General features: G+C 68.0%; 23 protein-coding genes. 15 read left to right on the top strand and 8 right to left on the bottom strand.

All coding sequences use genetic code 11. The annotated features are described in order from the left end of the window. The first annotated feature begins 141 nt into the window (after positions 1-141). Positions 142-753, top strand: coding sequence for an RAD55 family ATPase (locus tag HALNA_RS09840; RefSeq protein ID WP_049936208.1), 612 nt, complete (start codon positions 142-144; stop codon positions 751-753). Continuing rightward, on the top strand, positions 750-1,169 hold the full coding sequence (locus HALNA_RS09835) for a CoA-binding protein (RefSeq protein ID WP_049936207.1): 420 nt from the start codon (positions 750-752) through the stop codon (positions 1,167-1,169). Before HALNA_RS09840 ends, HALNA_RS09835 begins: the two co-directional genes overlap by 4 nt. A 60-nt stretch (positions 1,170-1,229) precedes the next feature. On the opposite strand, the gene HALNA_RS09830 is transcribed toward HALNA_RS09835, so the two are convergent. Then, on the bottom strand, positions 1,230-1,520 hold the full coding sequence (locus tag HALNA_RS09830; RefSeq protein WP_049936206.1) for a DUF5798 family protein: 291 nt from the start codon (positions 1,518-1,520) through the stop codon (positions 1,230-1,232). Between the two features lie 138 nt (positions 1,521-1,658). Here HALNA_RS09830 and HALNA_RS09825 point away from each other — a divergent pair, with 138 nt between their 5' ends. Then, positions 1,659-3,347, top strand: a complete 1,689-nt coding sequence (locus HALNA_RS09825) for a two-component sensor histidine kinase (RefSeq protein ID WP_049936205.1) — start codon at positions 1,659-1,661, stop codon at positions 3,345-3,347. Here HALNA_RS09825 and HALNA_RS09820 read toward each other — a convergent pair. The 5 genes from HALNA_RS09820 to HALNA_RS09800 all read right to left on the bottom strand — a co-directional run bounded on the left by HALNA_RS09820 (position 3,336) and on the right by HALNA_RS09800 (position 8,967). Beyond that, entirely contained in the window at positions 3,336-4,382 is a 1,047-nt protein-coding gene (locus HALNA_RS09820; protein ID WP_049936204.1) for an ABC transporter permease, read from the bottom strand. The two genes, HALNA_RS09825 and HALNA_RS09820, sit on opposite strands and share 12 nt — an antisense overlap. Then, entirely contained in the window at positions 4,375-6,255 is a 1,881-nt protein-coding gene (locus HALNA_RS09815; RefSeq protein ID WP_049936203.1) for an ABC transporter permease family protein, read from the bottom strand. The genes HALNA_RS09820 and HALNA_RS09815 overlap by 8 nt, the downstream gene beginning before the upstream one ends. Further along, positions 6,252-7,142 (bottom strand): ABC transporter ATP-binding protein, encoded by an 891-nt coding sequence (locus HALNA_RS09810; protein WP_049936202.1) that lies wholly within the window; start codon positions 7,140-7,142, stop codon positions 6,252-6,254. The genes HALNA_RS09815 and HALNA_RS09810 overlap by 4 nt, the downstream gene beginning before the upstream one ends. Before the next feature lie 182 nt (positions 7,143-7,324). Beyond that, positions 7,325-8,059 carry a competence/damage-inducible protein A gene (locus HALNA_RS09805; protein ID WP_049936201.1) on the bottom strand — a complete coding sequence of 245 codons (735 nt, stop codon included), beginning with the start codon at positions 8,057-8,059 and terminating at the stop codon, positions 7,325-7,327. Between the two features lie 47 nt (positions 8,060-8,106). After that, entirely contained in the window at positions 8,107-8,967 is an 861-nt protein-coding gene (locus tag HALNA_RS09800; RefSeq protein ID WP_049936200.1) for a 3-hydroxyacyl-CoA dehydrogenase family protein, read from the bottom strand. Between the two features lie 164 nt (positions 8,968-9,131). Here HALNA_RS09800 and HALNA_RS09795 point away from each other — a divergent pair, with 164 nt between their 5' ends. The 12 genes from HALNA_RS09795 (at position 9,132) to HALNA_RS09740 (ending at position 18,866) form a co-directional block, all read left to right on the top strand. Then, positions 9,132-9,593, top strand: a complete 462-nt coding sequence (locus HALNA_RS09795; protein ID WP_049936199.1) for a nucleoside deaminase — start codon at positions 9,132-9,134, stop codon at positions 9,591-9,593. A 59-nt stretch (positions 9,594-9,652) separates the two neighbouring features. Next, positions 9,653-10,057, top strand: coding sequence for a DUF7522 family protein (locus tag HALNA_RS09790; protein WP_049936198.1), 405 nt, complete (start codon positions 9,653-9,655; stop codon positions 10,055-10,057). 319 nt (positions 10,058-10,376) lie between these two features. Then, entirely contained in the window at positions 10,377-11,189 is an 813-nt protein-coding gene (locus tag HALNA_RS09785) for a class I fructose-bisphosphate aldolase (RefSeq protein WP_049936197.1), read from the top strand. Continuing rightward, entirely contained in the window at positions 11,189-12,031 is an 843-nt protein-coding gene (locus HALNA_RS09780; protein ID WP_049936196.1) for a class 1 fructose-bisphosphatase, read from the top strand. Before HALNA_RS09785 ends, HALNA_RS09780 begins: the two co-directional genes overlap by 1 nt. Positions 12,032-12,125: 94 nt before the next feature. Further along, a complete protein-coding gene (locus tag HALNA_RS09775) occupies positions 12,126-12,521 on the top strand; it encodes a DUF5658 family protein (protein WP_049936195.1) in 396 nt (131 codons plus the stop codon). Between the two features lie 73 nt (positions 12,522-12,594). After that, positions 12,595-13,425 (top strand): HpcH/HpaI aldolase/citrate lyase family protein, encoded by an 831-nt coding sequence (locus HALNA_RS09770; RefSeq protein ID WP_049936193.1) that lies wholly within the window; start codon positions 12,595-12,597, stop codon positions 13,423-13,425. 46 nt (positions 13,426-13,471) lie between these two features. Continuing rightward, complete coding sequence (locus HALNA_RS09765; protein WP_049936192.1) at positions 13,472-14,725, top strand: Glu/Leu/Phe/Val family dehydrogenase; 1,254 nt, start codon at positions 13,472-13,474, stop codon at positions 14,723-14,725. Between the two features lie 45 nt (positions 14,726-14,770). Next, positions 14,771-15,685, top strand: a complete 915-nt coding sequence (gene pyrB, locus HALNA_RS09760; RefSeq protein ID WP_049936191.1) for an aspartate carbamoyltransferase — start codon at positions 14,771-14,773, stop codon at positions 15,683-15,685. After that, complete coding sequence (pyrI, locus tag HALNA_RS09755; RefSeq protein ID WP_049936190.1) at positions 15,682-16,167, top strand: aspartate carbamoyltransferase regulatory subunit; 486 nt, start codon at positions 15,682-15,684, stop codon at positions 16,165-16,167. The genes pyrB and pyrI overlap by 4 nt, the downstream gene beginning before the upstream one ends. Positions 16,168-16,756: 589 nt before the next feature. After that, positions 16,757-17,230, top strand: a complete 474-nt coding sequence (locus HALNA_RS09750; protein ID WP_049936189.1) for a hypothetical protein — start codon at positions 16,757-16,759, stop codon at positions 17,228-17,230. 42 nt (positions 17,231-17,272) lie between these two features. Beyond that, positions 17,273-18,112, top strand: coding sequence for a hypothetical protein (locus HALNA_RS09745; protein ID WP_049936188.1), 840 nt, complete (start codon positions 17,273-17,275; stop codon positions 18,110-18,112). A gap of 217 nt (positions 18,113-18,329) precedes the next feature. After that, positions 18,330-18,866: a DUF3592 domain-containing protein gene (locus HALNA_RS09740; protein ID WP_049936187.1), complete on the top strand. Its 537-nt coding sequence runs from the start codon at positions 18,330-18,332 to the stop codon at positions 18,864-18,866. A 98-nt stretch (positions 18,867-18,964) separates the two neighbouring features. On the opposite strand, the gene HALNA_RS09735 is transcribed toward HALNA_RS09740, so the two are convergent. Both HALNA_RS09735 and HALNA_RS09730 read right to left on the bottom strand, forming a co-directional pair. Beyond that, entirely contained in the window at positions 18,965-20,038 is a 1,074-nt protein-coding gene (locus HALNA_RS09735) for a mandelate racemase/muconate lactonizing enzyme family protein (RefSeq protein ID WP_049936186.1), read from the bottom strand. Then, the gene (locus tag HALNA_RS09730) at positions 20,038-20,976 is read right to left on the bottom strand and encodes a 1,4-dihydroxy-2-naphthoate polyprenyltransferase (RefSeq protein WP_049936185.1); all 939 of its coding nucleotides are present in this window, start codon (positions 20,974-20,976) and stop codon (positions 20,038-20,040) included. The genes HALNA_RS09735 and HALNA_RS09730 overlap by 1 nt, the downstream gene beginning before the upstream one ends. Positions 20,977-21,019: the final 43 nt, after the last annotated feature.

Genomic DNA, 21,019 nt, shown 5'->3' with positions numbered 1-21,019 from the left:
GGCGCGTCATCCCTCGATTCTGCGCAATCAAAAAGAATATTACCGGCTCACCATATGATTCTACTATCTCATGATCTCCGGTGAGTCGTGTCGTTCGCAGGGAGAGTGTCTCCCGTCAGTTCGCCCCTGCGAGGGTTGGTGATGTATGACCTTGGTCCGCCGCTAGATGTCGAGATCGAGCCGGGGTCGAACCTGCTGCTCTCCGGCCCCGCCCTCACCGGTAAGAAACGGCTCGCGTTCGACATGCTCGCCGCGGGCGTCCGCAACGGCGAAGGCGCCATCGTCGTCAGCAACACCGACGGCGCCAAGCGGGTGTTCGAGGCGCTGGACGGTCGGGTCGACTACGTCGACCGGCCTGTCGCCGTCGTCGACTGCGTCACCCGACAGCAGGGGATGAGCGAGACCCACGACGACGCCCGGGTTCGCTACACCTCCTCGCCGGTCGACATGACCGGCGTCGGGATCAAGTTCTCCGAGATTCTGGAGGAGTTCTACGAGCGCCAGTCCATCGAGCGCAACCGCGTGTTTCTCGACTCGCTGTCGACGCTCCTGATGTACTCCGACCTCCAGACGGTGTTCCGATTCCTCCACGTGTTCACCGGCCGCGTCCAGAGCGTCGACGGCCTCGGTCTCTACGCCATCGACTCCTCCGCCCACGACGACAAGACGATGAACACCCTCAAACAGCTGTTCGACGGCGTTATCGAAACCCACGAGGACGGCGAGCCGACCGCGAACCTGCCCGACGTATGACCGACGCCACCGAGGCCGAGATGCGCGACCTGCTCGACGTCGAAACTATCGCCGTCGTCGGCTGTTCCGGGACGCCGGGGAAGGCCGCCCACGACGTGCCCGCCTACCTCCAAGACCAGGGCTACGACGTCGTCCCGATCAATCCGAACCGCGAGGAGGTGCTCGGGCGACGGGCCTACGACAGCCTCGGTGACGTGTCCGAACGCGTCGACTTGGTCGACGTGTTTCGGCCGAGCGAGGAGGTCAGCACCATCGTCGACGCGGTGCTGAAGCGGGTCCAGCGCCACGACGACGTTCGGGGAATCTGGCTCCAGTTGGGCATCCGTGACGACGAGGCGACCGCGCGCGCCCGCGACGCCGGGCTAGCCGTCGTTCAGGATCGGTGTCTCAAGGTCGAACACGGCCGGCTGTCGTAGGTTCGGACGCCCGGGCACACGTCGTCCAGCGGGCGTGCAGTGACGGACAGCGACCGTGGGCTACGCGTCGGTCGTCGACTCGTCGGCGTCACCCGCGGTCGACTCGGCGTCCGTGACGTGAACCTCGGCGGTGATCGCCTCGACGTCGATCCCCTGTTTCTCCGCGAGGGCCTCGACGAGCGCCCGCTGTTCGGCCAGTTCGTGGTCCATGTCGTCGACCCGCGCTTTCGTCTCGTCGACGGTCGCCCGCGTCTCGTTGACCTGTTCGCGAAGCTGGTTCAGCCGCGCGTACACGTCCTCGGCCATGTCGGCGATCTGCTGGAGCTTCTTCGCCGTACTTCCAAGTCCCATACGTGTGGCTTCACCGCCGGCCTTGAGTGTGTTTCGGGGACGACGGCGTTCGGATCGTGTCGACGGCGCCCCGCTCTCCCACGCGGTCGTAACTGGGCGCGGATTTATTTCGACGACACTCTTCAGTCCACGTAATCGATGGACTGCCTTCGTGTTGCCTACCTGACATCGTTCGTCGTCGCCGCGGTGGCCTGTGTCGCCGGTCTTCGTCGGATCTCGCGGATCTCCGATCCGGATACGCGACGCGGACTCGCCGGACTGCTCGGACTCACCGGCGCCTGGGCGGCCACCCACGTCGGTCGGCTGCTGCCGCTCGCGCCGGACGTGCAGGCGGGCTTTTATCTCGTCGGACTGGTCGTCGGTCTGGCGACCATCGGGGCGTGGCTGTACTTCTGTTCGGCATACACCGGCCACAGCTACCACCGGCAGCCGGTGATCCGGCAAAGCGCCCTCGCGGTCTATCTCGCGATCGTTGCCGTAAAGCTCACCAACCCGCTGCATCACTTGTATTTCACCACGTCGACGGCGACCGCCCCGTTTCCCCACGCCGTGATGCAACTCGGAACGGTGCACTGGATCGTCACGGCGCTCTCGTACACGCTGTCGGCGATCGGCTTTTATTTGCTCTACGAGATGTTGAGCGAGTCGAAACTGGACGTGAGCGTGCTCGGTGGACTCGTCGCCGTGACCGCCCTCCCGGTCGGTCTCTACCTGCTCAGCTTCGGCGACGACGGCCTACTCACCCTCCACTACGAACCCCTCGGCGTCGCCGTGTTCGCGGTCGGCGTGCTCTACGTCGTCGACGACGACTTCGTGGCAGTGCCCCCGTTCTGGCGAACACAGGTGATGGACGCGGTCGACGAGGTGGTCGTCCTGATCGACGAGGCGTCGACGATCAGGGACGTCAACCGGCGGGCAATCGAGCGGTTCCCCGCACTCGACGGGGCGACCGGCGAGCAACTGTCGGCGGTCGTCCCCGACCTCGCCGATGCGGTGGTGGACCACGAGGACATCCTCGCGGTCGACGACGAGCGCCGGCGTTCGAGGCGGTACTACTTCGTGAACAGCACCCCACTCGTGAGCGGGACCGTCGAGGTCGGACGCGCGATCATCTGCACGGACGTGACGCGAGTCGAACGACAACGGCGGGAACTCGAACGCCGGAACGACCAGTTCGACGACCTGGCTGCAGCCATCACACACGAGTTGCGGAACACGCTGACCGTCGCCAACGGCTACTTCGAGACCGTCGCCAGCAGCCAGGCGCTCGACGACGACGCGGCGATGGAAGCGTACCGCCGGGTCGACGAAGCGCACGCGCGAATGGATCGGATCGTCACCGATCTGTGGGCGCTCGCCAAGTACGGACAGACGGTAGAGCGGGTCGACGACTGCGACTTGCGGCAGGCCGCCGAGCGCGCGTTCGACGGTATCGCCCCCGAGGACCTCTCGCTGACCGTCGACGGCGAGGCGACCATCGTGGCGGATCGAGGCCGGCTAGATGGGCTGTTCGCCAAAGCCTTCGAGTTCGCCGACCTGTACGGGGCCGATTCTGTCGCCGTTCACGCGGAGGCGAGGCGTATCGTCATCACCGTCGACGGCGAACCGCTTCCGGAGGAGTCGATCGACCGCGCTTTCGAGTACGGTGATCCCGTGCCGTCCGCCGAGACGGGGACGCTGTTTCCGACGATGCAAACCATCGCCCGGGCCCACGGCTGGACGATGGAACTCGATCCGGCGTTCCGGGCCGGCGTTCGAATCGTCGTCGACGACGTGGACGTAGACACGGCGGGCGATCGGACGGGCGTCGACCGCTCAGCCCCCTAACCCGACCTTCGGTACCGCCCGCCGGAGCAGGAGGTAGGCGCCGACGCCGAGGGCGACATAGCCCGCGACGAGTGCCGGGTAGGTCGACCCAACGCTGTCGACGGCGAGGCGCGCGACGGTGTTGACCGGGTTGTACGGCAGGAGCGTCGTCCCGCCGAAGGCGACGAGGACACCGACGGCATAGAGGAACTGCGCCGCGCGCCGATCCGGCGAGAGGAGGGCGATGGTGGCGCCGAGTGTCACCACCAAGAGGGCGAGCGCGCCGACCACCGAGAGGAGCGCGAGTGGGTGACCGACGGTCGTCCCGTTGAAATCGAGGAGGAGCAGCCAGAGGCCGGCCTGACCGGGAGCGAGCGCCGCCGCCGCCCACACCTTGCCGTCGACGATGTCGACGGTGGTGACGGGGGCGACCCGGAGGAGTTCGAGCGTCCCACGCTCCACCTCCTCGGTCACCGAGTCGACGACCATCGACCCGCTGATGAAGACGGGAAGAAAGCACAGCAGGGGCAACAGGACGGTGTAGCTGAAGCCGTAGTACGGCGTCGACCCCGTCCGCGGCGGGAGTTCGAGCGGCGTCGCCGACAGATACGGTCCGCGCGCGTCGCGTTCCACCCGTTCGAACGTCGACAGCGCGTTCCGCAACTGGACGACGATGACCGTCGTTCGGACCGACCCGTCGGGCACCGTCGCCGTCACGAACACCCGGCCAGCCCGCCGATCCGCGAGAAGGACGGCGTCCACCTCCCCGCGCTCGAAGGCCGCCCGCGCCGACGACTGCGAGGCGTAGCTCACCCCCGCCATCGACGGCTGATCGTCGACCACGCGCAACAGGTCGTCGGCGGCGTCGCCGGTGACACCCACCGTGGTCTCGTAGCCCTCGACGCTCCCCGGATCGTACAGCGAGACGAGACCAACGACGAGAAACGAGGAGAAGGCGGCGATGAACAGTTGGATGAGCAAGGCGAGGACGATGGTCTTCTCGGACCGGAGGACGGAGAGCTCCCGTCGGGCGATGGTCAATCGCGGATCAGCCAAGCTGACTCACCACCGCGAGGTTGTAGGCCGCGTGGACGGCAATAGCGGGGACGAGCGCCGCCAGATAGCTCGTTCGGCCGCGGGTCGCCCCGAGCGACGCGATGCTCGTCGTCGTCGCGTGGAGGGCGAGGGGAGCGAGCAGGAACAGGAGGCCGAGGGCGGGCGTCGTCGCGACGCCGGCAGAGGAGAAGGCCGCGCGCCCGAGCGTGAGGTTCGGGAGCCCGACGAACTGGACGATGGCGGTCAGTTTCTCGCCGAGGAAGAAGCCGAGTCCCGAGAGAGCGCCGAGGACGAGCGCCGTCCGCCACCCGCGCTGGCCGGCGAAGGGACCCCGAAAGCCCGCGTAGACGTGGACGCTCTTGGCCACCTCCTCCACCGCCGCGACGGCGACCAACAGGAGCGGCACCGACACCTCGACGGGGAGAACGAAGAGGACGGCGATGGCGAGGAGTTCGGCGATGAAGACGAAGGGGATCGAAAGCGCGCTCAGGACCGCCATCGACCGCCGTCCACTGATCCGGCTGTTGAGCGCGTCGAGGAACTTCAGCGGGACGGGCCGCTGGGTGAACATATCCTCCTCGCGGTAGATGCCGACGCCGAGGAGAAAGCAGACTGCGGAGCCGACGTAGAAGGGGCCGGTCGAGAAGACGTACTCGGCGGCCGTCACGCCCGCTCCCTGCAGATCCTGAACGACGAGTGTCAGCGGCGAGATGAGCGCGATTGGCGTGACGTTGGTGAAGATGGCGGGGACGAAGGCGTAGGAGGTGAGGAACACGGAGATGGAGACGGTGACGAACGTGAGTTCCTTGAACGAGCGGGCGAACATGGCGCCGACGAAGGTGGCGGCGAGATAGAGCGTCGCGATGGGGGCGACGGCCGCGACGCTGACCGGCCCGCCGCCGATGGCGAGGGCGACGACGGCGGTGATCCCGACGAGCGTCGCGAGGTAGGGCAGGGTCTTGCCGGCGACGATGGCCGCCGGCGAGACGGGCGCGACGAGCAGGAGTTCGCCCCGACGGTTGATCCGTTCGTTCAGGATGCTCGATCCGTAGGGCTGGATGACGAAGTTCATGGGGACGAAAAAGACGAACGCGAGGACCAGCGCCCCGAAGGGAAAGGGTGGGGAGATGTCGGCGGGCGATCCGGAGGTCCTCCCACCGAGGAGGCCGCCCGCGGCGCCGCCGAGGCCGGGGACGCCAAGCGGCCCGTCGCCGGTCGATCCGCCCGCGGCGTCGACGCCGCCGGCACCGCTGCCGTCGAGGCCGCCGTCGGTCCCGGACCCGTCGTCGGCGCCGCCCGCACCACCCGCGCCGCCCGCACCGCTCGCACCGCTCACACCACCGGCGTCGTCCCCGCCCCCGTTCCCGCCGTCGGTGCCACCCGACACGACGGTGTCCCCGCGCGTTCGGTCGGCGTACCGGAGCGTCACGACGACCGGAAACGCGGCCGACCCGTTGGACTCCTCGCGCATCCGGGCGAGGTTGTGACGGCGGACGGCGCTCCGGAACGTCGACAGCGCCGCGCGTGCTTTCGTCGAGTCGGCGACGTAGAAGCGGTCGTCGCGGACGACGACTTCGATACCGCGTCCCAGCCGGTTCACGTCGGGCGCCCGCGCCGCGAGCGCGGGACTCTCCTGCACCACGTCGTAGTACCGGCTGTCGTCGTCGATACCGATTCGATACACGTCACGGTCGAGGGCGACGCCGCCCGTCGCCATTGCCGCGCCGCCGACGGCGCCAGCGAGAAGCAGGGCAACGAGTCCGAGGGTCGCCGTCCGGCGGTCGACGACGCCGACGCTCCGACCCGTCTCCCAGCGGGCGATGCGAGCGACGGACCGCAGGCCGTCGCGGAGTCGGTCGAGCCGGCCGCTCACGCCCCACCTCGTGGGTCCGGGTCAGCGTCCGCCGCCAGGTCGAGGAAGATGTCCTCGAGGCTCGGCTCCCGGGTTCGGATGTCGACCACCTCGCCCCCGGCGGCGGCCGCCCGATCACGAACCCCTTCGACCGCGTCCATGTCCGCGACGGTGACGACGTGGCGGTCGCCCGCCGGTTCCGCGCCGTCGACGGGGACGGAGGTGAACACGCGGTAGTCGGTGGTGCCGTACTCCTCGCGAATCTCGGGGACGGTGCCGCGGGCGACGATATCGCCCCGGTTCATGATGGCGACGCGATCACAGACCGACTCGACGTGATAGAGGTTGTGCGCGCTGAAGAGGACGGTCTTGCCCGCGTCGCTGAGTTCGCGCACGAACTCGAGGACGTAGTTGGTCGTCAGCGGGTCGAGTCCGCTCGCGGGTTCGTCGTAGATCAACACGTCGGGGTCGTTCACCAGCGACCGCGCGATGGCGACCTTGCGTTTCATGCCCTTGGACACGTCGCCGAGGCGCCGATCGCGGTGGTCGAGTTCGAGACGGTCGAGCGTCCCCTCGATCCGTTCGGTCGCCGCGTCCGCGGGCACGTCGTAGAGGTCGGCGAAGAAGTCGAGATATGAGCGGGCGGTCATATCCTCGTAGAGCGGCGACTCCTCGGGGAGAAAGCCCAAGCACCGGCGCATCTCGGGGTCGCTGGCGTCGAAGCCGGCGACGGTAGCTGACCCCGCGCTCGGGTCGACGAGGCCGGCGATCATCTTCAGCGTCGTCGTCTTGCCCGCGCCGTTCGGCCCGACGATCCCGAAAATCTCGCCGCGGTCCACGTCGAACGTGCTGCCGACGACGGCGGGAAAGTCGCCGTAGGTCTTGCGGAGGCCTTCGACCTGGATCATCCGGTCGGAGCGAGGGCAGGTGGGGGGTTAAACGCACGGCTCACAGAATCACTCGTGATAGGGAGCCGGACGGTGTGTCGTGAGTCGTACTGTCTCGATCGAGTTACAGCGGACGGTATCAGTCCCGGTGGGTCGCCGACCCGTCCTGGCGACCCGCCGGGACACGGTTACCACACGCGGTATCAGGGTCCGGCAACGACCTCGATCCGGTCGCGGAGCCAGTCGGCGGCCGCGTCGACGGCGGCGGGGTCGGTGCCGGTCAGCTTGATTCGGTTGCGCGCCTCGGTACTGGGGTAGCTGCCGACGGTCACGTCGAATCGGTCGCGAACTCCCGCGATGGCCTCGACCATCGACCCCTCCGGCTGGGGGGTGTAGAGCGTCGCCGACACGGCGTCGCCGTCGAACTCGCCCGCGACAAGGTCGAAAAGCGCCTGCATCTCCGCCGGGACGCCGGGGAAAACGTAGACGGTTCCGAGGACGCAGCCGGGACACAGGCCTTCGGGATTTACGAGGGGACGGCTCCCTTCCGGCAGGGCCGCCCACGCGTCCACGTCGATGTCCAGGTCGTGGGCCTCCACGAGATCCGGATTCCGATTTCGGTAGGCCGCCACGGTTTCGATCACGTCCTCTCGGACGGCGGGGTGGACGACGAGTTCGCGGCCGAAGGCCTCCGCGATGGCGTCCGCCGTCACGTCGTCGTGAGTGCCGCCGAGGCCGCCGGTGACGATGACGGCGTCGAAAGTCTCGCGCCACTCCTCGACGGTCTCGCGGATCAGCGCGCGGTCGTCGGGGATGGTGAGGATGCGGGTAACCGTCGCGCCGGCGTCGGTCAACTGGCTCGCGAGCCACGTCGCGTTCGTGTTCTGCGTATCGCCCGCGAGCACCTCGTCGCCGACGGTGAGGATGGCGACTTCCATCGGTGACCCTGCGGGCGGGACGCGTAAAAAGAACCCGTGTGACGACGTCAGTCGTACTCGTAGAAGCCCGTCCCCGTCTTCCGACCCAGATCACCGGCGTCGACCTTCCGCTTGAGCAGGTACGGCGGCTTGTAGCGGTCGCCGAGTTCGTCGGCGAGCGTCTGGCTGGCGTCGAGACAGACGTCGAGGCCGATGTGGTCGGCGAGTTCAAGCGGCCCCATCGGGACGTTCGTGCCGAGTTTTAGCCCCGCGTCCATGTCGGCCTTGCTGGCGACGCCCTCGTCGTAGGCGCGGATGCCCTCGTTGATCCACGGCATCAGCACCCGGTTGACGACGAAGCCGGGTTTGTCGTCGGACTCCCACGTCGTCTTGCCGAGGTCCTCGGCGAGCGTGTGCGAGCACTCGACGGCGTCGTCGCTCGTCTTCTCGCCCACGACGAGTTCGAGGCCCTCCATGATCGGGGCGGGGTTCATGAAGTGGAGGCCGACGACGAGTTCCGGGCGCTCGGTCGCGGACGCGATGGTCGTGATCGAGAGCGTGGAGGTGTTGGTCGCGAGGATCACGTCGTCGTCGACGGCGGCGTCCAGATCCGCGAAGATCTCCTGTTTGATGTCCATGTTCTCCACCGCGGCCTCGATGACGTAGTCGCAGTCCCCGAGGTCGTCGAGGTCGGTCGTGCCGGTGATCCGGGAGACGGCCGCGTCGGCCTCCTCGCGCGAGAGCTGCTCCTTCTCGACGAATCGGGAGAGGCTGTCGTCGATGCGGTCGAAGCCGTCGGCGACGAGTTCGTCCTCGATGTCGCGCATCACCACGTCGTAGCCGGCCGTGGCGGCCACCTGCGCGATTCCGCTACCCATCGTCCCGGCGCCGACGACCCCGACGGTGTCGATCTGATCGAATCCTCGCATGCCAGTTCCTGTGCGGTCATTGGTTGTAAGGGTAGCGCCCGATCCGACCGACTGATAGTGATCATTGTAAGTCAGTACCGATGGTTCGCCAGAACGGGTCGGCGAACCACCGGTAAACAGTTACAATAAACACTATGATACTCCCCCGGGTCGGTGCTCCAGCCATGACAACCGATCTCGACGACTTCGATCACGCCTCACACATGCGCGAGGCCTTCTCCCTGGCCCACGAGGCCGCCGCCCGCGGCGACGAGCCGTTCGGCTCCGTGCTCGTCCGCGACGACGCCGTCATCATGCGCGAGTCGAACCGCATCAACACCGAAGACGACCTGCGGCGCCACCCCGAACTCCACCTCGCGTACCGCGCGTGTCAGGGGTACGACCCCGAAGAGCGCGCCGAGACGGTCATGTACACGAGCACGGAGCCGTGTCCGATGTGCGCCGGCGGGATGCGGACCGCCGGTCTCGGGCGGGTCGTCTACAGCGTGAGCGGCGAGGAAGTGGCGACGTTCACCGGCCGGGAGCCGACCGTTCGATCGGCGACGATTCTGGACGGCGTGACCGAGGTGGTCGGCCCCGTGCTGAACGACGAGGGTCGGGACGTTCACCGCGAGTTCGACTGGTGAGGTGGCCGCCCGGGCACAAAGCTTTATTCACGTCCGCCGATCACCAGTGATCGGCCCTCATGGATTCGACCGAGTTCGGCGAACGAATCGAGTCGGTGATCCGTGCACAGACGGACGACAGCCTCCGTTCGATCATCGGCTACACGCGCGACGCCCACACGATTCACTATCTCCGTTCCGACGTACGCCAAACGTACGACGAGCGAAACATCGAGCGCGCAATCGACGAGCTCAGGCTCGAAACGCTGGAGAAGGAGTATATCAACAACCTCTTCAAGCAGATGCACGGCGACTTCGACTGTCGGATCGACGTGTTCGAGAACGCCGTCGAGATGAACTTCGCCGTCGCCGAGGGCGAGGGGCTCGAAATCGCCATCGACAGGGACCACTTCGTCGACCAGAACACGCTCGTCGGCGACATCATCGAGGCGATCAACGAATACCTCGCCGGGCGTCCGGACTGAGCGTCGACCCTCCGCGTCGCACGCTCGCGACAGCCACGCCGGCCGCTCGACTATCGTCTCGCCGATGGCCGCCTAGCCGTAGGTACGTGACTGTTGCTCCGGTGTATCGCACGTCGCCTCGATTTCGAGGGCACGGCCGTTCGTGGTGACGGCGACCAGGAGGGAAACGACCACGGTCGGTAGTTCTGCTCGAGCCGTGGACGTGTTTCAATCCTCGGTCGCCACCTGCGTCCTGTTTTTGATTGCGGCGAGTCGATGTGACGACCGTCCGCCGCCGACCACACGCTTTATGTGTGATTTCGCCGGTAGGTCTACACACATGATTCCCGGTGCTGACGACGCGATCACTCGCGACGGCAAGGCGTTGATTCTCGCGTACGATCACGGCCTCGAACACGGGCCGGTCGACTTCGAACCGGTGCCGGAGACGACCGACCCGTCGACGGTGTTCGACGTGGGGACCCACGACGCGGTGACCGCCGTCGCCGTCCAGAAAGGCGTCGCCGAGGCGTACTACCCGTCCTACGAGGACGACGTGACACTCCTGGCGAAGCTCAACGGGACGAGCAACCTCTGGATGGGCGAACCCGACTCCGCGGTCAACTGGTCGGTCGACTACGCGGCCGAGGTCGGCGCCGACGCCATCGGCTTCACGCTCTATGGCGGCTCGAACAACGAAGTCGAGATGGCCGAGGAGTTCCGGCAGGCCCAGGAGAAAGCCCGCGAACACGATATGGGCGTCGTGATGTGGTCCTACCCGCGCGGACAGGGGCTGAAAGACGACACGAGCCCGGACACCATCGCCTACGCCACCCGTCTCGGTCTCGAACTCGGCGCCGACATCGCGAAGGTGAAATACCCCGGCTCGGCGGACGCGATGGACTGGGCCGTCCGGAGCGCGGGCGACATGCGAGTGGTCATGAGCGGCGGGTCGAAGACGAGCGACGAGGCGTTCCTCTCGACGGTGCGCGAGGCGATGGACGCCGGCGCCTCCGGCCTGGCGGTCGGGCGCAACGTCTTCCAGCGCGAGAACCCCGAGGCGATCCTCGACGGGCTCGAGGCGGTCATCTTCGACGACGCCACGGTCGACGAGGCGCTGTCGGCCACCGCGGGTCTCGAAGCGAGCGACTGATGACCGACACCGTCGCCGCGATCCGTGCGGCCGTCGCGGGCGCGGCCCCCGAGATTCGGACGGGGCTCCCCGGTCGCCGCGAGAAGGCGGACGCAAAGAACCCTTCCGGCGAGCGCCGTCTGGCGGCCGACGAGTACGCCGACGAACTGCTCGAAACGCGGCTGGGCGGCGTCGACGGCGTCGGTGCCTACGCCAGCGAGGAACGCGGGGGTGTCGTGGACACGGGCGAGGGCTACGCAGTCGCCGTCGACCCGCTCGACGGCTCCTCGAATCTCGAACCCAACAACGTCATGGGCACCATCGTCGGCGTCTACGACGCTCCACTCCCGGCGAGCGGCCGCGAGTTGGTCGCCGCGGGCTACGTCCTCTACGGTCCGATCACGACGATGGCCTTCGCCCGCGATGGCTCGGTGACCGAGTATCTGATCGAGGACGGCGAGCCGACCGTGCTGAACGAGGACGTAACCCTGCCCGACGACCCGACGGTGTACGGCTTCGGCGGGCGCGTCCCCGACTGGCCCGACGACTTCGCCGCCTACGTCGACGAGATAGAGTCGGAGCTGAAACTCCGGTACGGCGGGGCGATGATCGGCGACGTGAACCAAGTGCTCACCTACGGCGGCGTGTTCGCCTACCCGGCGCTCCGGTCGGCGCCCGAGGGGAAACTCCGCCTCCAGTTCGAGTGTAACCCCGTCGGCTACGTAATCGAGTGCGCCGGCGGCCGGAGTTCGGACGGGGCGGGGTCGGTGCTGGACATCGAACCGGACGGGCTCCACCAACGAACGCCGGTGTATCTCGGCAACGAGGGGCTGATCGACCGGTTGGACGCCGCGCTCGACTGACCGGGCCTTTCTGTCCGCGATTTCGCCCCGATAATCGGTCATTTACTCGCGTATGCGGCGTATACTCACGGGGGTCGTCGTCCATCCTAAGTGTATGTCGACCGATACGGCGGAGTCCCGATCACGGGAGACGACCTGGATCGCCGTCCACGGTGGCGGACTCGATGCCATCGCCCCCCTGACGACGACGTACGCCGGGTGGCTCTGGGTCGCCGCGCTGGCGAGCCTCGTCGCCGACAGCGCCCTCACCGTCTACGGCCTCCGTCTCGGCCTGACCGAGGTCAATCCCGTCGCCGCCGGCCTCATCGCCGACGTGGGCGTCGTCGGCGCGCTTGCACTCCTGAAAGTCGGGGCCGTCGCCGTCGCCGTCGTCGGCTGGACGGTCATGCCCGCGGACTACCGTGGACTGGTTCCCGCCGGCCTCGCGCTTCCGTGGACGTTCGCGTCGGTCGTGAACGTCGTGGCTGTCGGCCTCGCTCTGTCCGCTTGAGCGGCGCCCACCCGATCGAACGGGGGGTTCGGACGCTACCAACTTTCATCTCCCCGGCGGCCCTCGATTCGCCATGACCCGCCGAACCGTCCTGTTCTCGCCCGGCGACCGCCCCGATATGTGCCGGAAGGCGCCATCGACCGGCGCCGACACCGTCGTCTTTGACCTCGAGGACGCCGTGGCGCCGCCCCGGAAAGCGGAGGCCCGTACGGCCGTCGCCGACCTCCTCGCCGACGGGTCGTTCGATCCCGAGGCCGAGGTGGCGGTCCGGGTCGACGCCGACCCCGCGACGGATCTCGACGCCCTCGCGGGCGCCGACCGCCTCGACGCGGTGATGGTCCCGAAGGCGGACGCCGAGACGGTGCCGCGGGTGGCCGAGGCCCTCGACGCCCGCGGCCTGTCGATCCCCATCCTCGCCCTGATCGAGACGGCGACGGGCGTCCTCGACGCCCGCGAGGTGGCGGCGACGCCCGCCGTCGACGCGCTCTGTTTCGGCGCGGAGGACCTCGCGGCCGACCTCGGCGCCACCCGGACCGGCGAGGGGACCGAGGTGCTCTACGCCCGCGAACGCGTCGTGGTGGCGGCGCGAGCGGGAGGCGTCGAGGCCGTGGACACGGTGTATACGGATCTCGACGACCACGAGGGGTTGCGCGAGGAAACCCGGTTCGCGGCGACGCTCGGCTACGACGGAAAGATGGTCGTCCACCCGGGACAGGTAGCGGTGGTCCACGACGCCCTCGCGCCCGACCCCGACGAGGTGGCGTGGGCAGAGCGGGTACTGACGGCGCGGGAGGACGCGGACCGCGAGGGCCGCGGCGTCTTCGCGGTGGACGGCGAGATGATCGACGCGCCGCTGATCGCGCGCGCCGAGCGCATCCTGGATCGGGTACCCGACGACGGGTGATCGGTGTCGAAAAGTCTGTATTCCCGGAGGGGGAACCAGTACAGGAATGGCGGACATCAACCCGTTCGAGAGTCTTCAGGAACAGATCGACGATGCGGCCGCCTACTCCGAGGTCGACGACGACGTGATCGAGCGGCTCAAACGACCGGAGCGGGTGCTGTCGACGACGCTCTCGGTCGACATGGACGACGGCTCGATCGAGCAGTTTCGCGCCTACCGCTCGCAGTTCAACGGCGACCGGGGGCCGTACAAGGGGGGCATCCGCTATCACCCGAACGTCACCCGCGACGAGGTGAAGGCGCTCTCGGGCTGGATGGTGTACAAATGCGCCGTCGTCGACATCCCCTACGGCGGCGCGAAGGGTGGCATCGCGTTCGATCCCCGCGACTACTCCGCGGACGAACTCGAACGGATCACGCGCGCGTTCGCGGTCGAACTCCGGCCGATCATCGGCTCGGACCGCGACATACCGGCGCCCGACGTGAACACGGGGCAACGGGAGATGAACTGGATCAAGGACACCTACGAGACGCTGGAGCGGACGACCGAACCCGGCGTCGTCACGGGGAAGGCGCCGTCCTCCGGGGGGAGTGCCGGCCGGGTCGAGGCGACCGGCCGATCCGTGATGCTCACCGCGCGCGAGGCCTTCGACTACCTCGACCGCGGCATCGAGGGCGCGACGGTCGCGGTGCAGGGATACGGCAACGCCGGATCGGTCGCCGCGAGGTTGCTGGAGGATATCGGCGCGACGGTCGTCGCAGTCAGCGACTCGCGGGGCGGCGTCTACTGTGGCGACGGCCTCGATACGGCGGCGGTCAAGGCGCACAAACGCGAGGCGGGGTCGGTCGTCGGCTACGAGGGCGCGGACGAGGAACTGACGAACGAGGAACTGTTGACGGCGGACGTGGATCTGCTGGTGCCGGCGGCACTCGAAAACGCGGTCACGGCCGATATCGCCCGCGACGTGCGGGCCGACGTGATCGTCGAGGCGGCCAACGGCCCGCTGACGCCGAACGCCGACGACGTGCTCACCGAGCGCGACGTCTACGTCTTCCCCGACGTGTTGGCGAACGCGGGCGGCGTCACCGTCTCCTATTTCGAGTGGGTGCAGAACCGCCAGCGGTTCTCGTGGACCGAAGCGCGCGTCAACGACGAACTCGAACGGATCATCACGGAGGCGTTCGACCGCCTCGTCCGGACGTTCGAGGCGTCCGACGTGCCGAACTTCCGGACGGCGGCCTACGTCGTCGCCATCGAGCGGGTGGCGGACGCGTTCGACGACGGCGGGAACTGGCCCTGATCGGTCCCGAGGGATTGAAGACGCCACGGGTGGCTCACACACGTAATGTTGCAGGACCACCTCATCAGTGCGGCCCACCTCTCACGGGACGACATCGAGGCGGTGCTCGACCACGCGGCGGCGGTCGATGCCGACCCCGACCTCGTCCGTGGTCGCCACGACGGCCGCGTCCTCGCGCTCTGCTTTTTCGAGCCGAGCACGCGGACGAAGATGAGCTTCGAGTCGGCGATGAAACGCCTCGGCGGCGAAACGATCGATATGGGCTCGGTCGAATCCTCGTCGGTCAAGAAAGGCGAGAGCCTCGCGGACACGATGCGGGTCGTCGAGGGGTACGCCGACGCCATCGTCCTCCGGCATCCGAGCGAGGGGTCGGCGAAACTCGCCTCGGAGTTCGTCGGCGTGCCGCTGGTCAATGCGGGTGACGGCGCCGGGCAACACCCGAGTCAGACGCTGCTCGATCTCTACACCATCCGCGAGACCGCGGGGCTAGACGACATCACCGTCGGGATCATGGGCGATCTGAAGTACGGACGGACGGTGCACTCGCTGGCCCACGCGCTCACCAACTTCGACGTGCGCCAGCAGTTCATCAGCCCCGAGAGCCTGCGCCTGCCCCGGAACGTGCGCTACGACCTGCACGAAGCGGGCGCGCAGGTGCGCGAACACACCGACCTCGAGGAGGTGCTCCCCGAACTCGACGTGCTCTATGTCACCCGCATCCAACGCGAGCGCTTCCCGGAGGAACGGGAGTACCGCGAAGTCGCCGGCGAGTACCGCATCAACAACGAGGTGCTTGCGGACGCGTCCGACGACCTGACCGTGATGCACCCGCTCCCGCGCGTCGACGAAATCGCGCCCGAGGTGGACGAGACGACGCGCGCGAAATACTTCGAGCAGGCCCACAACGGCGTGCCCGTCCGGATGGCGCTGCTCGATATCCTGCTTGGAGGCGAGCAATGACCGACAAGGAACTCCGCGTCAGCAAGATTCGCGACGGCACCGTAATCGACCACGTCACCGGCGGTCAGGCGCTCAACGTCCTCGCCATCCTCGGCATCGACGGCAGTGGCGGCGAGAGCGTCAGCATCGGCATGAACGTCCCCAGCGACAAACTGGGGCGAAAGGACGTGGTCAAAGTCGAGGGCCGGGAACTCAGCCAGTCCGAGGTGGACGTACTCTCCCTGATCGCCCCGGAGGCGACCATCAACATCATCCGGGATTTCGAGGTGGTCGATAAGAACCGCGTGGAGCGGACGGCGTCGGTGACGGGCATCCTCGTCTGTCCCAACCACAACTGCATCACGAACGCCGACGAACCCGTCCAAACGGCGTTCGAGGTGCTCGAAGACGGCGTCAGGTGTACGTACTGCGACACCATCATCCGCGAGGGCGACGTGGCCGAACACATCGACACCCGTGGGGCGGGCGAAACCGCTTTGTGACCGGTGGTCCAACGAAAGGGTATGTCAGGGAAGACGAAGTTCATCCTAGTGCTCGCACTGATCGCAATCGGCTACGTCCTCATGTCCGGCGACAAGGAGCCGGTGGAAGTCGACGTCGAGGAGTAGCCGCGACGGCGCGACAGTCGTCGACTCGCAGGCCGCCCCGCCCCGTGACTCCATTCTTCCGCCGCCACGCCGAGAGCGTCGGCGTCACGCACCGATACTGTTCAGATTAGAGGGCTTGGATTGAGAACACCTCGAAAGCCCCCGTCGTCTCGGCTCCCGGGACCCGCTGCGCTCCTCACTCCGTTGCGGTGCTTGCATCGTCCGGGTATGCCGAGACGACGGCCCCTTTCAGTCCCGCCCGGCGGCGGCCGATTGGCCAGCCGACTCGGGTGGGACTGAAAGGGGCGCCTCGCTGGAGGAAGGCGGCCGACACAAGCACGCGACCGGAGGGAGCGCGCGCAGCAAGGCCCCCGACTCCAGCGAGGCGGGGCTTTCGAGGTGGTCCCAATTTCTCCAGCTTATCTGAACACTACCTCACGCACCGGTCACAAACCATATACGCGTCCGTGGTCCTTTCGCTGCCGTGAACCGAGCCACCGTGGGCCAACTCGCCCTCTTACTGGTGGGACTCGGACTCCTCGTCGCATCCGGGTCCATCGACCCGTCGCCCGGCGGCCTCACCGTCTCCCTCGACGAGGAGCCGCGGGCTTCGGTCCCCGAGGGCGCGAGCGTCGTCGCGTTCGAGGATCTCCTGCCAGCGACGCAGGACGCGTTCCAACGGGCGTTCGACGGCGGTGACGGCGGCGCGTTCGACGGCGACGATAGAACCGCTCGTCTGCCAGCGGACACCGACACGGAACGGCTCGCGTCGTACGACTACGTCCGCTATCGTGGCCGCTACTACGGGTTCTCCGTCATCTCGGTAGACAACGTGGGCTCCGGCGGGACGTTCCTCGCTGTCGCCCTCGGCATCGGAGCGATCGCCGCGGTGGGGCTGTGGCGCCTCACGGGCACCGACGAGGTGTCACGAGACGGGCCGCCGCCGCCCGAACCCTAACCATCCGAATCACTTACCCCCGCCCGACTCTACCCGCCGAGTATGTACGGTGTCGTCACCCGCAACGCCGAGGAACTGGAGTGGTCGGCGTTCGACCGGGGGTTCTACGAGGTGAAAGACGTGACCGGCCGTGCCGCGGCGCCGCTCTCGACGGGCGTCAACATGGTGTCTCTGTTCGGCGACAACGCCGCCGTCGGCGACGATCCGAGCCTCGCCGCCGTCGACGCCGAGGGCCGCCCGGCGACGCGGGAGCGCCCCTACTTCGACTGGTCGTCCGTCTGTCCGACCCACGACCGCTACCGCGAGGGGTTGCTCGAAATCGTCGACGACTGTGTCGCCGAACGGGGCGACCTCCGCCTCGACGACGTGGGCTTTCCCCGCGACGGCTACTGCCGGTGTGAGCGGTGTGACCGCCGCTTCGCCGAGAGCGAGTTCACGGATCGCGAGGACTGGCGCGCGTCGGTCGTCACCGACTTCGTGTCGACGATCCGAGAGCGGGTCCCCGGCGACCTGTCTCTCACCCTGTATCCCGACCCCTACCCCGGCCACCTCCGCGCGCGAAGCGGCGTCGACATCGAGGCCCTCGCCCCGATGGTCGAGGAGTTCGTCGTCCCCATCTACGACACCGCGTACGGGACGACCTACTGGCTCGAAACCATCGTGAAGGGGTTCGAGAGCCGACTGGCCGGCCTCGACACCCGCCTCGGGATCGAACTCTACGCCGTCGAGGTGGACATCGACGCCCTCGCACACGCGACGGAAGTGGCGGAGGCGTACGCCGACGGCGTCTACTTCGGCTACGACGCGAGCAACGCCGCGGCGACGATCCGGCGACTGCAGGCCGACCGACAGGAGGGCGTCACCCACGGGGACGAGGATTAGAGCGGTCCGTACGACAGCGCCCAGATGACGACGAAGCCGGCCGAGAACACGAGGACGGCAAACAGCGCGAGCACGTAGAGCATCCGTCCAGTCGACATGGGGGCGTTAGGGAGGCGATTCGTATAGCTCCGACGGTCGTCCGAATCAGGTGTGCTACGGGTTCCAGTACGACTCGCCGGGAGTAGTTTTACAGTAGCTCCCGTGTCCCTTCCCGGTGATGAGAACTGTCCTCCGAGTGATCGTGAGCGTCGCCGGCCTCGTTTTTTTCCTGGCCGGTATCGGTTTCGGCGGCCTCCCGATAGCTAACGAACTCCAGACGAACGAGTACGTCACCAGCGCGAAACCGGTCGATGCGACGGTGCTCTCGACGAACGCGACGCGCGAACTCGGTGGCGGAATGGATCGCGAAGAGTCGCCCGACCCCTACTGGTCAGTTCGAGTCACGTTCCGCTACACCGTCGACGGGACGACGTACGAGAGCGGGCACGTCACGCCGCCGGGGACCGCTGAGACCGGGACGAACGTACGAGTGGACAACCAGTCTGCGGCCGAGGCGTTCCTCGCTGACTATCCCGAGAACGCGACCGTGAGGGCGTACTATCCGCCCAGCGAACCGTCCAACGGCTTCCTCGTAAAACGGACCACGCCGCTGATTGCGCTCGCGATTCCCGGGGCGTTCGGTGGGCTCTTCGCGGTCGTGGGACTCGTCCTCGTTGGGTTCGGGAGCGGGGTGCTTTCGCTGCGTGGGATGTGAGTTCGCACGCAGGTCTCATAGTGTTTATTGTAAGTCATTACCGGTGGCTCGCCGGATCGTCTTGGCGACTCACCGGTAACCAGTTACAATAAACACTATCAAAACAGGGTGTCGAAGGCGTCGCCCGCGACGCCCGGACCGACGGGAACGGCCACGACCCCGCCCTCGACGGGCGCCGGATCGGGGGCCAAATCCCCGTCCAGAGCGTCGCCAGTCGCCAGCCCGCAGGGGCGCACGTCGGGAATCGCGCTTGCGACGTGGACGGCCGCCGTCCGCGCCGGCGCGGCGTCGATCGTAGTGGTGACGACGGGCACAACCCCCGCCGCACGGGCACGCCGGGCGACGGCGTGGGCCCGCGCCGGCCCGCCGAGCGCCATCGGCTTCAGGATCAGCACGTCGGCGGCGTCCGCGGCGAGTACGTCCGCGACGGCCGTCGTCGCCAGCGTCTCGTCGAGGGCGATATCCACCCCTCGTCCCCGGAGCGCGGCGTGCCCGTCGAGGTCGTCGGCCGCGAGCGGCTGTTCGAGATAGGAGCAATCGAGCGACGCGACGGCGTCGACGGCCTCGCTGGCCGTCTCGCGGTCCCACGCGGCGTTGGCGTCGGCGCGGAGGGTCACGTCGGGACCGACCGCCTCCCGGACCGCCCGCAGACGCGCCACGTCGCGGTCCAGGTCGCCGGCACCGACTTTCAGTTTCAGACAGTCGAAGCCGTCGTCGACGGCGGCGCGAGCGGCGTCGACCGTCTCCGCGACGGAGCCGTCGCCGAGCGTGGCGTTGACGGGGACGCCCGTCGCCGGGTCGGCGGCGAGAAGCGTCGCGAGCGGACGGTCGTCGCGGCGGCCCCGCGCGTCGAGCACCGCCGATTCGACCGCGTGGCGGGCCGCGGGCGCGTCGTCGAGGGCGGCAGTCACCGCCGACGGCGTTTCGGCGAGGGGGTCGCGGGGGTCGGCGTCGAGGGCGGTGCGGAGGGCGGCGTCACGGTCACTCACCGCGTCGAGCGCCGCCCGACAGTCCGCGAGCGATTCGGTCCAGCCAGGCAACGGCGTCGCCTCGCCGACGCCGAGGATGCCGTCGGCGTCGACGCGGACGAGGACGCCCTCGCGCCGGTGGATCGTCCCTTTCGCGGTGCCGAGCGGTCGGGCGAGCGCCAGCGAGAATTCGCGTCGATCCATCAGACGCCGACCGCGAGGCCCACGGCGAAACAGAGCGCGTGGGCCGCGAGCAGTTTGCCGGTGCGTTCGAGCGCGGGGTTGAGCGCCTCGCCCGAAGTCCGGGTGCAGACGGTGCGGGAGACGGCGACGGCGAGCGGAATCGTCAACAGCGGAAGAAGTACGGCGGGCGACGCGGGACCGACGAACCACAGGGCAACGGGGACGAGATAGGCGAGTGCAAGCAGGGCGACGTACTGGACGCGACTCCAGCGGTAGCCGATTCGGACGGCGAGGGTTCGCTTGCCCGTCTCGGCGTCGGTCTCCATGTCGCGGACGTTGTTCACGACCAAGATGTTCGTCGAGAGGGCGGCGACGGGAAGACTGGCAACGAGAGCGACCGACGGGAGCGTCCCCGGCGGAATAGCGAGTGGGAACGGCCCGGCGAGGACGGCCGCCGCCTGTACGTAGTAGGTGCCGGAGACGGCGACGACGCCGAAGAAGACGAAGACGAAGAGGTCGCCGAGGCCGTGGTAGCCGAGCGGATAGGGACCGCCGGTGTAGGCGAGGCCGGCGGCAACCGAAAGGAGACCGATCACGAGGATGGGGAGGCCGCCGACGTAGACGAGCGTCGTGCCGACGACGATGGCGGCGGCGAACGTGAGATAGGTGGCGCGTTTCACCGACTCGGGGGCGATGAGTCCCGACTGCGTGACGCGGGTGAACCCCTCCCGGTCCTCGGTGTCGGCGCCTTTCACGGCGTCGTAGTAGTCGTTGGCGAAGTTGGTGCCGATCTGGATGAGAGCGGCGCCGACGAAGGCCGCAAGCGCGGCGAGCGGATGGTCGACGCCGCGGCCGACGGCGAGACCGGTGCCGACGGCGACGGGTGCGACGGTGGCCGGGAGCGTCTGCGGTCGGGCGGCCATCAGCCACGCCTTCGAGCGACTGACCTCCGTGCTCATTAGCTACGGGTCGGGGTTCTAGGGCGTAAAGCCCCCCGATCCG

Origin of the sequence: Haloplanus natans DSM 17983, assembly GCF_000427685.1 — an archaeon.
Taxonomy (GTDB): Archaea; Halobacteriota; Halobacteria; order Halobacteriales; family Haloferacaceae; genus Haloplanus; species Haloplanus natans.
This window is presented reverse-complemented; position numbering and strand designations above follow the sequence as displayed.